The following is a 14,694-nucleotide window of genomic DNA, read 5'->3' on the forward strand; positions in this document are numbered from 1 at the left end:
ACCATGCAAGAACATAGCTATTCACAGGTCGCGCAGGAATATTATCGACAGCGTCATACCACACCCGGCTGGCAAAGCCTGGTGCAGGTGCTATTTTCAGGTATTCTGGCGTCCGCCGATGACGAAGATGGGCGCCGTTTTCTGACCCTGATGGGCAACAATCTGGCACGTCAGCATCCGTTGCCGGGTTCTGCGACACTTGGCGAGCTGGAAGACAATATCAATCAACTCCTCAGGCATTTCGACTGGGGAGTGGTGAAGCTGGAAGCGACACAACAACAACTGGCGCTGGTGCACATTGCCTGGCCGGTCTCACCGCAGGGGCAGGATGATGAGTTGTGGTCCATCGCGCTCATCTCCCTGTTTGAAGGACTGTATGCCGAGTGGTTGTTATCACAAGGCGGGCAACCCTATGTTCCGCTGCGCTGGCAGGAAATCACACCGGAAGGTGCGTTCGTTTTCCGTTATCAAAATGGTTTGTAAGGAATCTCTATGTTGTTATTTCGGCGCTACGGCCTGGTGCTGTGGCTCAGCCTTATTTTCGCGTTTTTCAGTTCCGCTGTAATGGCGCAGGAAGCCGGCTGGTCTGCTTATAAAAGTCGCTTTCTGATGCCAGATGGGCGAATCATTGATACAGCCAATAAAAATGTCAGTCACACCGAAGGTCAGGGTTTCAGTATGCTGCTGGCGGTATTTAATGACGATCAGTCTGCCTTCGACAAACTCTGGCAATGGGCAAACACCACCCTTTACCGTAAAGATATCGGCCTCTATTCATGGCGTTATGACCCGAACAGCACCCCGCATGTGGCAGATATCAACAACGCCTCTGATGGCGATACGCTGATGGCGTGGGCGTTACTGCTGGCAGGCGACAAGTGGAGCGATGCCCGTTACACCAAAGCCTCTGAAAAATTACAAGCCGCGCTGATCAAATACAATGTGATTGATTATGCAGGTTACAAAGTGATGCTGCCGGGCGTAAAAGGCTTCAATCAGACCAGCAACGTGACCGTCAATCCGTCCTATTTCATCTTCCCGGCCTGGCAGGCGTTTTATGCGCACAGTCATTTAAAGGTATGGAAAGATCTGGATGAAAGCAGCACGGCGATGCTCAGCAAAATGGCGTTTGGCGATTTCCGTTTGCCGACAGACTGGGTCGATATGCAGGCCGATGGCACCCTGAAACCGGCCAGCCGCTGGCCAACGCGTTTCAGTTACGACGCAGTGCGTATCCCGCTGTACCTCGGCTGGGCGCATCCGGGCAGCCCGCAGATGGCACCGTTCATTCTGTGGTGGCAGAAATCCCCACGCGACGCGACACCGGCCTGGATTGACGTGATGACCGGCACCAAAGCGGGCTACAACATGTCGCCGGGATTATTAGCCGTGCGCGATTTCACCATGGCCAACGCTGCCGCCATCAGCCCGAACCTGGCCCCGAAAGACGATTACTACTCTTCCTGCCTGCAATTGCTGAGCTGGTGGGCGAGTCATAAAGGGTAAATAATCCCCCTTTGAAATATGAAGGCCAGTCAGGGAAATCTGACTGGCCTTTTTTATTATGTGTAGACCTTTAATTAATATATTCACCATCGAAAATATATCCTATTTTCCCATTTGTCCCAGCCGTTATTTCCATAAGAACATTTTTTTCTATGCATCTGCTTTCTGATTTTATCTCATCGAAACAAATGAGATCATCTCTGGAAAATGAATGCCAGGATGTATAATCTGCCTCAGAGACTTTTTTAAAACCATCATTTACATCTAAAATAGCGATATAGTAAACGCCATTTTTATCACGCGCAGGTATCCCGTATTTATCTTTAAGAAATTTCTGGTTATCTTTCCACCATGACAATTTCCCTCTTTGTGTTAATGGAAATTTTTTAACCACGATGTCCGTCACCCCTTCCCTACTTTGTACAAAAATAATTTCAGGTTCTCTAAAAAACAAAAAAACAGCTGATATTGCAATACCCAGTACAGCAAACTTAGCTATCTTCATTCTCATAGTCTTCCACCGGACAGATTGATGTTCGTTTCCATTTCAGTCACAAACGGTCTAAATGCTAATCTTTCATAATGTTGCAAAATAAACCATATTCTGAAAAACCGGAGAGTGTAAAATTTAAATTTAATGATGTCTCTCTTATCCAGACCAAAATGATCCTGAGACTTATAATTTATACAAGCAGTAAATCCACTACTATTGATTGAAAGTGATTTCAACGTTATCTGAGTGGCATAGGTATCATGAATCGTAATTCCCATTCCATTAAATCTGTCTTTAATACGATCAAACTTGGGCACTATTTTCCTATTTATTGCTGAAATTAACAACATTCTGTCAACATCTGAGAAAATTTTTTCCTTCCAATTTATATTTCCTGACAGAACAGTTTTAATTGTTTTTAAAGTGCTATTTACAGAAAAATCATGACTAATCTGATCCTTCAGTGCCATATTTAAAAGAGAGTCTCTGAAAGGCAGTCCGTTGTTATTTTGCATATGATTAATCATTTTCACAATCAACCCGCTGTAAATACCATATAAAGCAAAAGGCTTAGAGAGGGCCCGCATCTCATCAAACAGAATGGCGGCACATTGCTGCTTCGTCAGTATTTTTTTCCTTTCCTCATAATAATGTTTAAAATTTGATGACGCATAGTGAAAAGGATCGACAACTGATGAGGATGGCCTGTCGGGAAAGTTGTAATCCATAAAGGGAGAAAGCTTTATTTCTTCTTTTTTGGTGAAGGTATAAGGGTTTACTTTTGTTGAAACATCAGTCAGATGGTAGAACGATCTGAGCCGCTGCTCTGTCATATCACCCTATTTCATATCATCTGAGGATTTTATACCCGGGGCTGTTGAATATATCACAGCAGGTAATCTGATTTGCGACATCATAATTCCTTTTAATTGACGTGCTGAATGTATATTAATCATTAAACTGAACAAATCATTCACGAAATAAATATCATCTATCTATATATATTATTTTCCAAATAGTCAGATAATTAGTGCTATCAGGGAGGGTAATATTATTCGCGTTTTTTAATCTATTGTTGATCTGAGTTGCATTAATAAGAGTTTTCATCGTGAAAATCCCCCACAAAAAAGCCCGCTTTTGGACTGCAGTCCATTTCGCGGGCTTGTATTTTTCAGTGAGATGTCAGCAAGGCTACTGATTTACGGCAACAGTCTGCGTTGTGCCGGTTTCATCCTGATCGACGGCAAAGCAGGCGACGAGCTGATCGCCGTACTGTTTCAGCTGTGGCTGGAACTGTTTGCAGGTGCCAAACGCACGGCGGCAGCGGGCATTAAACGCACAACCGGCTGGCGGATTCAGCGGACTTGGCAGTTCGCCGGTCAGTTTGATGCGTTCACGGCGATCATCAGGATTCAGGCGAGGCGTCGCAGACAGCAAGGCCTGGGTGTACGGATGGCGCGGATTGCTGAAGATGGCGTCTTTCGGCCCCTTCTCCACGCAGCGGCCCAGATACATCACCATCACTTCATCAGCGATATGTTCCACCACGGACAAATCATGCGAGATGAAAACGTAAGACAGCCCTAAATCCTGCTGCAAGTCCATCATCAGGTTCAGCACCTGCGCACGCACGGAAACATCAAGCGCGGAAACCGGTTCATCGGCGATCACCACATCCGGATCCAGCATCAGACCGCGGGCAATAGCAATACGCTGACGCTGACCGCCGGAGAACATATGCGGATAGCGGTCGTAATGCTCGGTTTTCAAACCCACTTTCGCCATCATTGCCAGCGCTTTTTCGCGACGTTCTTCGCGGCTAAGTTTGGTGTTGATCAGCAAGGGTTCTTCGAGGATCTGTCCGACTTTCTTACGCGGGTTGAGCGATCCGTACGGATTCTGAAACACAATTTGGATCTTCTGACGGCGCAGCTTTTCTGCCGTGGCGTCAGGTTTCAGTAAATCCTGCCCGCGGTAATACAGCTCACCGCCGGTCGGCACTTCAATCATAGTCAGCAGGCGGCCCAGCGTGGATTTCCCGCAGCCGGACTCTCCCACTACCGCCAGCGTTTTACCGCGTTCGAGAGTGAAAGAAACGCCGTCAAGCGCCTTCACGGTACGTTCCTGGCCGAAGATGCCTTTCTTCACCGGGTAATGTTTTTTCAGGTCAATCGCATACAGCAGCGGCTGAGGTTGGGTGTTATCAGGACTCATAAGTAGGTCTCCCGGCATCATCCAGCGGATAATGGCACTTCGACTGACGCCCGTTTGCGAGGTCACGCAGCGCAGGTTCTTCTTTACGACAACGGTCAGTTGCATACGGGCAACGCGGATTCAGCAGACAGCCGTTCGGACGGTCATACTTGCCCGGCACCACACCCGGCAAGGATTGCAGACGGGCTTTATCCGCCGCAAATTCCGGCAGGGATCGTAGCAGCGCCTGCGTATACGGATGGCGTGGCGCACGGAAAATTTCCGTGGCTTTTGCCGACTCCACCACCTGCCCGGCATACATCACGATAATATGCTGCGCGGCTTCGGCCACCAGCGCCAGATCATGGGTGATCAGCATCAGCGCCATGTTTTCGCGTTGTTGCAGGTCGAGCAGCAACTCGATGATTTGCGCCTGAATGGTCACATCGAGCGCAGTGGTCGGCTCATCGGCAATCAGTAATTTCGGCCGACAGGCAATCGCCATCGCGATCATCACACGCTGACTCATGCCGCCGGAAAGCTGGTGCGGATAGACATCAAGTCGTGAAGCCGGATCCGGAATGCCCACCAGATTCAGCAAATCAATGGTGCGCTGACGACGGGTCTTTTTATTGCCGCCCTGGTGTACTTTAATGGCCTCCATAATCTGAAAACCAACCGTGTAACACGGATTGAGGCTGGTCATCGGATCCTGGAAAATCATCGCAACTTCGGCACCGACAATCTGACGGCGCTCTTTTTCGCTCATGCCTTGCAGGTCACGACCACCGAACTCCAGTTTTTCCGCCATCACTTTACCGGGGAAGTCGATCAGCCCCATCAGCGCCAGTGAACTGACCGATTTACCGGAGCCGGATTCGCCGACAATCCCGACCACCTCGCCCTGTTTTACGCTGTAACTGATACGGTCTACGGCGCGGAACGGCGTCCCTTCGTCACCAAAGTGCACGGAGAGTTTATCTACGGTCAGCAACGTTTTACCGACCTGAATGTCATTCGTTAATGTTGTTTCCATCTCCAACCCCTTACTGCTTAAGTTTAGGGTCGAGGGCATCACGCAGGCCATCACCCATCAGGTTAAATGCCAGCACCGTCAGCAGAATGATCACGCCGGGGAAGGTCACAACCCACCAGGCACTTTGAGCAAACTGTAAGACGTCCGACAGCATGGTGCCCCACTCCGGCGTTGGCGGCTGTGCGCCCATACCGAGGAAGCCCAACGCTGCCATATCAAGGATGGCGTTGGAGAAGCCGAGCGATGCCTGAACGATCAGCGGCGCTAAGCAGTTAGGTAAAATATTGACGAACATCTGGCGCGCAGAACCGGCACCGGCCACGCGCGAAGCGGTGACGTAATCGCGGTTGACTTCCACCAGCACCGCCGCGCGGGTTAAGCGGACATAATGCGGTAAAGCGACGAACGTCAGTGCCAGCGAGGCGTTGATAATCGACGGGCCGAAAATCGCCACCAGTACCAGAGCCAGCAACAGGCTTGGCAAGGCCAGCATGATATCGACCACACGCATGATGATGGCGTCAACCACACCGCCGTAGTAGCCGGCAAACAAACCGAACACTACGCCGAGGATCAGAGAAAGCACCACCACCAGACACCCGACCAGCAGCGATAAACGCGCGCCGTACATCAGCCGCGACAGTATATCGCGGCCCACGTCGTCAGTGCCCAGCAGGAATTTCCAGCTGCCACCTTCCATCCAGACCGGCGGACGCAGCAGCGCGTCACGGAACTGTTCAGCAGGCAGATGCGGAGCGATCACGTTTGCACCAATCGCGATCACCAGCATGATAATGATGTAAACCAGGCCAACAACGGCCCCTTTGTTACGCTTGAAGTAATGCCAGAATTCGCGCATCGGCGGCATCGGCACTGGCGCAGCCGTCACTAATTCATTAGCGACCGGCTCAGTGGTTTGAGACATTGTGCGCCCCTTATTTCTTGTGGCGAATACGCGGGTTGACCACGCCGTAGAGCACATCTACCAGCAGGTTAACCACAATGATCAGAGTAGCGACCAGCAACACCCCGCCCTGCACGACCGGATAGTCGCGGCGCTGGAGTGCGTCGATCAGCCACCGGCCGAGTCCCGGCCAGGAGAAGATAGTTTCGGTCAGGATCGCGCCGCCCAGCAGCGTACCGACCTGCAAACCAATGATGGTCACCACCGGCAACAACGCATTGCGCAGAGCGTGGACGACAATCACCCGCATGCGGCTGACGCCTTTGGCGCGCGCGGTACGGATGTAATCCTCACCCAACACTTCCAGCATGGAAGAACGGGTCATACGCACAATCACGGCCAGCGGAATGGTACCCAGTACAATGGCCGGTAAAATCATGTGCATCACGGCATCAACGAAATCACCCGGTTCGCCCCAGAACAGCGTATCGATCAGCATAAAACCGGTCAGCGGCAGGCTGTCATCCAGGAAGACGGTGTCGCTTATTCGACCTGAGACGGGCGTCAGATTAAGCTGCACCGAGACCAGCATGACCAGCATGATCCCCCACCAGAATATCGGCATCGAATAGCCGGTCAGCGAGATCCCCACGGCCGTGTGGTCGAATATCGATCCCCGTTTTACCGCCGCCAGCACACCCACCGGAATACCGACAATGATCGCGAAAATCATCGCGCAAATGCCCAGTTCCAGTGTCGCTTTAAAGCGCGGTACGAATTCCTGCCAGACAGGGGTGCGGCTTTTTAAGGACGTGCCCAGGTCGCCATGCAGCACCCCGTTCACGTAGTGGAAATATTGTTGATAAAGAGGCTTATCAAGCCCCATTTCTGCCATCAGCTGGGCATGACGCTCGGGGGAAACACCGCGCTCGCCTGCCATGATGGTGACCGGGTCGCCTGGTATCATATGTACGAAGGCAAAAGTCAGCAAAGTAATGCCGATAAACGTTGGGATAACTAACCCCAGACGTCGGAGTATGAACTGCAACATATCCCGTACTCTCTGTATAAAATGCCCGGCGAACCGTAGCTCGCCGGGCTTATTGTGGCTCACATTTCTTTCTTGAGAATCAAGGCTGTAATGAATGGCCCGCGAGCAAGGCGGAGGAGCACAGCAATCAAGACATACCTTCAGGTAGGCGAAGATTGCGAGCACCACACAACGCAGCTCCCGGGTTATTCAGTAAGCGATCACTCCATTGAGACGTTTTCGAAGTGGTGTTTGCCGAGCGGATCTACGACATACCCTTTAACTTCTTTACGAACAGGTTCATACACAGTGGAGTGAGCGATGATCAGCGCAGGTGCCTGGTCATGCATCACAACCTGAGCCTGTTGGTACAGCGCAGCACGTTTGGCGTGATCAGATTCAGCACGGGCTGGCTGGATCAAATCTTCAAACGGCTTGTAGCACCAGCGGGAATAGTTGGAACCGTCTTTGGCAGCAGTACAGCTGAACAGGGTAGCGAAGAAGTTATCCGGATCCCCATTGTCGCCGGTCCAGCCCATCATCACAGACTGATGCTCACCGTTTTTCGCACGCTTGAGGTATTCGCCCCACTCGTAGGTCACGATGTTGGCTTTCACGCCAATTTTCGCCCAGTCAGCCTGGATCATTTCAGCCATACGACGTGCGTTCGGGTTATACGGACGCTGTACAGGCATCGCCCACAGATCGATAGTGAAGCCATCTGGGTGACCTGCTTCTTTCAGCAATTCTTTGGCTTTAGCCGGATCATAGGGGTAATCAACGATATCTTTGTTGTAGCCCCACATTGTTGGTGGGATCAGGTTTTTAGCAGGCTGACCAGCCCCCTGATAAACCGCATCGATGATGGCTTTTTTGTTCACAGCCATGGTCAGTGCCTGACGCACTTTCACTTCATCCAGTGGTTTCTTCTCAACGTTGAAGGACAGATAACCCACGTTCAGACCCGGTTGTTGCATCAGGTTGATGGATTTATCTTTCTTCATTGCCGCGATGTCAGCCGGGTTCGGGTATGGCATCACCTGGCATTCATTTTTCTGCAGTTTCGCGTAACGCACGGAAGCATCAGGCGTGATGGAGAAGACTAAACGGTCGATCTGCGGCTTGGTGCCCCAGAAGCCCGGGAAGGCTTTGTAGAGGATGCGTGAATCTTTCTGATATTGCACAAGCTGGAACGGACCGGTACCGATCGGATCCAGGTCGACTTTTTCAGGCGTTTTCGCTTTCAGCATGTTGTCAGCGTATTCCGCAGACAGGATAGAAGCGAAGTCCATCGCCAGATCGGCCAGGAACGGAGACTCAGGGCGGTTCAGTACGAACTGCACGGTATTGTCATCCACTTTGACGATCTTGTTGATCAGATCACCCATGCCCATACCTTCGAAGTATTCATAGCTGCCGCCAGAAACGCCGTGGTATGGGTTATTTTTGTCCAGCTGACGTTCGAAGGAATAAATCACGTCGTCCGCATTGAAATCACGGGTCGGTTTGAATTCCTTGTTGTCCTGCCACTTCACGCCTTTGCGCAGATGGAAGGTGTAAGTTTTACCATCAGCAGAGATGTCCCACTTCTCAGCCAGACCCGGCTGGATTTCCGTGGTGCCGATCTTGAATTCAACCAGACGGTTGTAGATAGGTACGGAGCTTGCGTCATACGTAGTGCCTGAGGTGAACAGCTGAGGGTTGAAGCCTTCAGGTGAACCTTCGGAGCAATACACTAATGTTTTTGCCTGGACACTGGCCGCAACGGTCAGCGCAATCAGGCCCATACTGAATTTCAGTAGCCCCGACTTACCTAAAGAGATTGTCATCGCTTCTGCTCCATCGATTAATGGTGATGTGGATGTGTGTGTTGTGTATACAGCTCACGTCACCCTTTGTTTTTATTTGCGGGTGACTGTGTTTGCTCGTGCGCTGCAATAGTCCAACCAGAGCATGGTGAACTGCCATTTTTTTCCTTCGAAGTGTAAAGATTACTTTACAAAATCTTACCGGAAATAATCACTGGTCTTCCTTGGGGCTATCAATTTGGCAACTCCTTTCCTTGACGTCAATATAACCATCAGGCATTTACACAGACTGTGAGTTACAACAAACAAACATAAAAAAACATTTTGTTAACCAAATCAGGATGAATGTTCAGTCTGAGCACGGAATAACCACACATTCCCCTTTATAAAAGAATATTCACGGGGGTTTCACCCATTTTAAAACCCTAAAAATTTCTGGCTAAATGATGAATATATGAACGGTTATTTTTGAGATAGGGGTGGAAACCAGCGGAAAATGCTGAGAAGTGCAGCAAACGGCGTCGACCCGTCAGTGAAAGCCGTTGAGCCAGCACCCTTAAAAAACCCCAAAATAGCGCAATTGCACGATGATGGTGCAGATGATTTTGCGTACTGCTTTTGGTTGTTTTTCCGGCATGACGCCGGTGGCGGGCGGACAGGAATTGAAACCAATATGTTATAGGGTTTTTAAATTCTGGCTCATAAATTGCAGGCGGAAAAAGGCGAAAAAAACCTGCTTTAAAAGCAGGTTTTTCAAACTCATCCTCTTTACTACAGGCGAAAAAAAACCTGCTTTAAAAGCAGGTTTTTCAAATATGGTCGGCGAGAGAGGATTACGCGCATCTGCGATGCTTGCCCTGCGGGCCGTTGCTTAAGCAACGTGGTCTCGCTTCGCTCGGCTCAAACCTCCTTCGGAGGTTCTCATCCTCTTTACTACAGCCGAAAAAAAACCTGCTTTAAAAGCAGGTTTTTCAAATATGGTCGGCGAGAGAGGATTCGAACCTCCGACCCACTGGTCCCAAACCAGTTGCGCTACCAAGCTGCGCTACTCGCCGAATGGGGCGCATCTTACTGCGACCCCCTGGGAGCGTCAATGGCTTTTTGAAACATCCGAACTGACTGGCCAGAAATTATCCGATACGCCGCCAAAATGACCTACAACTTCTGTTCTGCCTGAGGTTTGGCACACCAGTTATTCGCCGGATTGATACCACCGTCTGGCGAGGTGTAGCCCAGGCAGCCCAAAATTGAATCGAATAACTCCACATGGCGTTTCTTTGCGCCCACACGTTGCTGCGCCTGTAACTGCTCAAATGCCAGTTTATGGTCCGGTTGTTCAAGGAAACTATCCGAAGCCCATACCATCATCGGCACGCGGAACTGCTCCGGCGGTGCCATCTCGCGTGGTGTACCGTGCAGATGCGAATTCTCATCGATAGATTCACCGTGGTCCGAGGCGTAAAACACCAGCGCTTTCTTATCACGCAACTGATCAATCACGTTGTCGATAAAGGTATCGGTATACAACACGCTATTGTCGAAGGCATTAATCAGTTCCGCTTTGGTGCAGGTATTGCTCTTACACTCCGGCGTGTACCGGGCGTAACTGCGCGGATAGCGCTGGGAATACAGATAGTGCGAGCCTTTGGTATGCAGGATCACCAGATGCTTGCCTTTAGGATGCGTTGCCAGTGATTGCTGTAACTCATTGACCAGCAACATGTCATCCACCGGTTTGCCATCGTTGCGCTTTTCCGAGGCGATGATTTCGCGGAAGGAGAAATTATTGGTGTCAGCATTATTATAGAACCACAGCTCGCTTTGCATCGCGAACAGCTCAGAGGTGAAGCCCAGCGACTTCATCACTGCAAATATGTTCTGCTCTTTCAGTGTACGCTGCGGGTTATCCGCCGTACCGCCTTCACGCACGAACATACAGCGCAGTGACAACTTAGTGGCCGTATCGCAGGATGTCCCGCGAAACGCGACCAGATTCTTCTCTTTGGACAGGCGCGGCGTGGTATCGCGCTCATACCCTAAAATCCCCATGTGATCCCAGCGGGTGGTTTCACCGATGATAAACACCACATAGGTGTCATCAATACCGGCGGGTGGCACATAAGTAAATTCTTTTGCAGGATCAAAATAATGGCTGGCATCCTGACTTTCATCCACCTGCGTATAGGCGTACAAACCCAGTGCAGCCAGCCAGTTAGAGGGCAGATAGGAGTGCGCGACCACGCCGCCATAACTCGGCAGATCCACGTTAGTTTTCTTCTCATTGACGCTCTGGGCGTGATCCAGAGAACGCAGCGGCAACCAGACCAGCAATGCCGCCGCCAGCAGCACAGTTAAAGGCAACGCCCGCTGTCCCGGCGTTTTCATCTGCTCAATCAGTGTAAAGCGCAGATTGTTTTTCCAGATGAGGAACAGGGGGATTGCGCTGACCAGCGCCATCCAGATAAACAGGTGATAACCGATGATCTCTTTGCTCAGATCGATATCAGTGGTCATCACCGACACCACGATGCCGTAACCGATCACCACATTGAACATCACCATGTAATAACTGGCAGCAACGGAAATCAGCACCAGCAAGCTGGCGATAACGCGGAAGAACAGCCGCCCGCCCAGTGAGAGGAGACGCAGAACAAAGAAGGTGAATAAGACGATGGCGCAGACTTCAGTGACGGCCTGCACCAGTTCAGCTGATGTGAAATGATTGACCAATGCAGCAAAGCGGCGCTGGAACACAGAGACATTCAAAAAAATGCCAATGTAAATCGCTAACAATAAAGAGATATTTTGCTGCGATAGAGTCTTCACTCTATTCATGAAAAGTAACTTTCCTAACGTATTTTGAAAGATTTGGAATCATTGTGACATGTTTATAGCGGACTGGTTCACAGATTATGCTGAGAATGAGGTGTATATGGCGTTCAGAAGGGTTATGCCTGTACGGCGACATCAATTTTTTTTGAATGTTTTCTGTTTGTCAGGGAATACACACGGAAAAAGCAAAAAGGAGGCCGGAGCCTCCTGAGATTTTTGTTTTGATACATCACAACATTCCCCTGGTGAAGGCGTTGTGGATCAGAACACTATTTAACGTTCAGCGTGACGTCGATATTGCCACGGGTCGCGTTGGAGTACGGGCACACCTGATGCGCTTTAGCCACCAGCGCTTCGGCTTCGCTGCGCTCAAAGCCCGGCAGGGTAATATCAAGCTGCACTTCAATACCATAGCCGCCAGGGATGGCTCCAATCCCTACCGCACCTTCAATTTTAGCGTCAGCCGGGATCTTAATTTTTTCCTGCGCGGCCACGGCTTTCAGTGCACCAAGGAAACAGGCGGAATAACCGGCAGCAAAAAGTTGCTCAGGGTTAGTACCGCCCCCCATGCCGCCCATCTCTTTTGGCACACCCAGTTTGACGTCAAGAACGCCGTCATCGGAAGTCGCACGGCCATCACGGCCACCGGTCGCGGATGCATGAGCACGATACACAACTTTTTCAATAGACATATTTCGTTCCTTATCGGTGATAAACACTTATTAGTTTTAAACGATTTAATCGCGCGCTATTTTATTAATACTATCCGACACTCCGAAGAAGCACTTGCGGAATCGTCTGTTTCATACGGCACTCAGACTTACGCTTTATCCTGAAGCTTAGCCCGTAATACTTCGAGCTGCTGTTTCAGCGCCACGATTTCGCCGACATCGCATTCTGTCGCACACAGAATGGCTTCGGGGATACCCTGCGCTTTTTCGCGCAACATCTTACCCGCAGCGGTGAGAGAAATAATCACCTGACGTTCGTCGGCTTTGGCGCGCTGACGCACCAGCAGATCTGCCGCCTCGAGGCGCTTTAACAGCGGCGTTAAGGTCGCTGAATCCAGAAACAGTTTTTCGCCAATTTCCGACACCGTGACTTCATCACGTTGCCACAGCACCAGCATCACCAGATACTGCGGATAAGTGAGCCCGAGCTGCCCGAGCAACTTACGGTAAACCTTATGCAGTGCCAGATTCGCAGAGTAAAGCGCGAAACACATCTGTTGATCCAGATGCAGCATGCGGTTTTGTGTCGGGTCGGTATCTGTTTTCATGTTCATGTCGCCAATATATATAGCGCACGATATTATCGCAAGCATATTTTATTGTTCATCTGCTTTGCCTGCATCAAAAACCTTCAATACGCTGCAACATGTACGGATAAAACGGGTTAGATGAAACCCGCATCAGTTGATCCATACTCACCACCAGTGCGCCATTTTCCCCGCGGGCCGCCAGTGTTCCCAGCCTGATGCCAAATTGCGCCGGGCCTTGAGGACTGCGCCCGTACAACGAATCGTCAGTCGGGAAAGGCAGCGAGACATGCGATAACGAATAGAACTCTGAAGGATAATTCAACCCCAGCGGGCTGACCGTCGCAGTACCTTGCCCCGCCGCGGTAGTTTTTGCGACAGCGGCGGCATCATCCGGTGAGGCATTGGTGACAACCGTTGTCTGATACGTGCGCGGTGGCGCAGGTAACAGGCGCTCTGCTGCAGCTTCAGAGGAAGGACGCAACAGCGGGCCGACATAAGCACTGCGGTTGATATCAAACAGCACCAGCTGGCTGCCGTTGGCGGGAAGCTGATTAAACAACGCTGTCACCACCGCACGGGAACTGACGGTGGAATCGACAACTGACTGAAACGCCAGCAACGGCGGTAACTGCGCCAGCTTGCCAGTTTGCGCATCCTTGCTGATCTGCTGCTGCAAAACATGAGTAAGCAGATAGGACTGACGGGCGGCTTTTACAGGGAAGGAATTGTATTTAAAAGGATTAAATTCCGGCATCAGGTTCAGCCAGGCCGTTTTGGCAAAGGCCGGGAAAATAGCCGGCCAGCCCGCATAGCCTGCAAAGCGCGCAAAACTCGTCACACCAATCATCGGGGAAATCAGCACCACGCGAGTAGGCCTCGCCAGTGCAGGGTCATCAAGGGCATCCAGCGTGTATTTCATCGCCAGCGCTCCCCCGTTTGAAAAACCCACCAGTTGCAGTGGCACATCTGTGCCAGCTGCGCGACGCGCCTCACGCACCGCCAGCCGGGTGGCCGCCAGCCACTGCTCCCAGTCCACCCGCGTCAGCCCGCCGGGCACGGTGCCGTGGCCGGGCAGACGGATACCGACAGCCACAAATCCACGGCGGCGATAATCCTGCGCAATATGCCTCAGGCTGTAAGGGGAATCCGTCAGGCCGTGTAACAACACCACAGCGCTGACCGGCTTACCGTCGGGCATCAGTTCATAAGAACGGTTCCAGTCCTGTGCAAAACGTTCCGGATAAATCGGGCTGCGGTCATAATAGCGGTTGAGCGGGATACGGTCCCCGCTGTCCAGCTTATCCGTCACCTGCTGCTTCACTTCAACAAAAGCCTGTTGCTCGGCACGTAAATAGGCAGGCCAGTCGCTTTTATCAAGCTGTTCGGTGCTCAGCTCGTCCGGCACCAGTTTATGCCATGGCTCAAGCGGCGGCCCCTGTAAGGCGTCATAAGTACGCACCCCGAAAAGCGTAATAACCACCAGAATCAGTGCCAGTAACAGTTTTTTCAGGCGTTCAGAGAGACGACGAAGTTGCATTAAGCAGGGGTTTCCTAAAAAAGTTTTGCAGAAAGACAGCCTCTTAAAGATATGTCCTTCAGGAGCATTATTGGGAAAATAATAATGCAATTAC

The 14,694-nt window shown here is 50.9% G+C and carries 13 protein-coding genes, 1 tRNA gene and 1 other RNA gene; 2 read left to right on the forward strand and 13 right to left on the reverse strand.

Translation table 11 applies throughout. From position 1 onward, the window contains the following. Positions 1 to 3: 3 nt before the first annotated feature. Together bcsD and J1781_RS21310 are read left to right on the forward strand one after the other, a co-directional pair. Positions 4 to 483 carry a cellulose biosynthesis protein BcsD gene (bcsD, locus tag J1781_RS21305; RefSeq protein WP_129953944.1) on the forward strand — a complete coding sequence of 160 codons (480 nt, stop codon included), beginning with the start codon at positions 4 to 6 and terminating at the stop codon, positions 481 to 483. Positions 484 to 492: 9 nt separating this feature from the next. After that, positions 493 to 1,506, forward strand: a complete 1,014-nt coding sequence (locus J1781_RS21310; RefSeq protein ID WP_217234156.1) for a family 8 glycosyl hydrolase — start codon at positions 493 to 495, stop codon at positions 1,504 to 1,506. 70 nt (positions 1,507 to 1,576) lie between these two features. Here the strand turns inward: J1781_RS21310 and J1781_RS21315 are convergent, their stop codons facing one another. The 13 genes from J1781_RS21315 to J1781_RS21375 all read right to left on the reverse strand — a co-directional run bounded on the left by J1781_RS21315 (position 1,577) and on the right by J1781_RS21375 (position 14,600). Next, positions 1,577 to 2,011 (reverse strand): DUF943 family protein, encoded by a 435-nt coding sequence (locus J1781_RS21315; protein ID WP_217234157.1) that lies wholly within the window; start codon positions 2,009 to 2,011, stop codon positions 1,577 to 1,579. Between the two features lie 2 nt (positions 2,012 to 2,013). After that, the gene (locus tag J1781_RS21320; protein WP_238483596.1) at positions 2,014 to 2,832 is read right to left on the reverse strand and encodes a DUF3289 family protein; all 819 of its coding nucleotides are present in this window, start codon (positions 2,830 to 2,832) and stop codon (positions 2,014 to 2,016) included. 358 nt (positions 2,833 to 3,190) lie between these two features. After that, positions 3,191 to 4,213, reverse strand: a complete 1,023-nt coding sequence (dppF, locus tag J1781_RS21325; RefSeq protein ID WP_129953948.1) for a dipeptide ABC transporter ATP-binding subunit DppF — start codon at positions 4,211 to 4,213, stop codon at positions 3,191 to 3,193. Beyond that, entirely contained in the window at positions 4,203 to 5,228 is a 1,026-nt protein-coding gene (gene dppD / locus J1781_RS21330) for a dipeptide ABC transporter ATP-binding protein (protein WP_217138503.1), read from the reverse strand. The genes dppF and dppD overlap by 11 nt, the downstream gene beginning before the upstream one ends. Before the next feature lie 10 nt (positions 5,229 to 5,238). Further along, positions 5,239 to 6,153 (reverse strand): dipeptide ABC transporter permease DppC, encoded by a 915-nt coding sequence (gene dppC / locus J1781_RS21335; protein WP_129953952.1) that lies wholly within the window; start codon positions 6,151 to 6,153, stop codon positions 5,239 to 5,241. A 10-nt stretch (positions 6,154 to 6,163) separates the two neighbouring features. Continuing rightward, positions 6,164 to 7,183 (reverse strand): dipeptide ABC transporter permease DppB, encoded by a 1,020-nt coding sequence (gene dppB / locus J1781_RS21340; RefSeq protein ID WP_129953953.1) that lies wholly within the window; start codon positions 7,181 to 7,183, stop codon positions 6,164 to 6,166. 200 nt (positions 7,184 to 7,383) lie between these two features. Continuing rightward, on the reverse strand, positions 7,384 to 8,991 hold the full coding sequence (gene dppA / locus J1781_RS21345; protein ID WP_129953955.1) for a dipeptide ABC transporter periplasmic-binding protein DppA: 1,608 nt from the start codon (positions 8,989 to 8,991) through the stop codon (positions 7,384 to 7,386). A 795-nt stretch (positions 8,992 to 9,786) separates the two neighbouring features. Next, positions 9,787 to 9,916: non-coding RNA, RtT sRNA (locus J1781_RS21350), on the reverse strand. Positions 9,917 to 9,948: 32 nt separating this feature from the next. After that, positions 9,949 to 10,025: transfer RNA gene (locus J1781_RS21355), tRNA-Pro, on the reverse strand. Positions 10,026 to 10,125: 100 nt separating this feature from the next. Beyond that, entirely contained in the window at positions 10,126 to 11,805 is a 1,680-nt protein-coding gene (eptB, locus tag J1781_RS21360) for a kdo(2)-lipid A phosphoethanolamine 7''-transferase (RefSeq protein ID WP_129991513.1), read from the reverse strand. Between the two features lie 266 nt (positions 11,806 to 12,071). Continuing rightward, positions 12,072 to 12,494, reverse strand: coding sequence for an organic hydroperoxide resistance protein (locus tag J1781_RS21365; RefSeq protein ID WP_013573432.1), 423 nt, complete (start codon positions 12,492 to 12,494; stop codon positions 12,072 to 12,074). 128 nt (positions 12,495 to 12,622) lie between these two features. Beyond that, positions 12,623 to 13,081: a MarR family winged helix-turn-helix transcriptional regulator gene (locus J1781_RS21370; RefSeq protein WP_129953959.1), complete on the reverse strand. Its 459-nt coding sequence runs from the start codon at positions 13,079 to 13,081 to the stop codon at positions 12,623 to 12,625. Between the two features lie 73 nt (positions 13,082 to 13,154). After that, on the reverse strand, positions 13,155 to 14,600 hold the full coding sequence (locus J1781_RS21375; protein WP_217234158.1) for an alpha/beta hydrolase: 1,446 nt from the start codon (positions 14,598 to 14,600) through the stop codon (positions 13,155 to 13,157). Positions 14,601 to 14,694: the final 94 nt, after the last annotated feature.

It is taken from the genome of Rahnella perminowiae (genome assembly GCF_019049695.1).
In the GTDB taxonomy this organism is placed as follows: Bacteria; Pseudomonadota; Gammaproteobacteria; order Enterobacterales; family Enterobacteriaceae; genus Rahnella; species Rahnella perminowiae.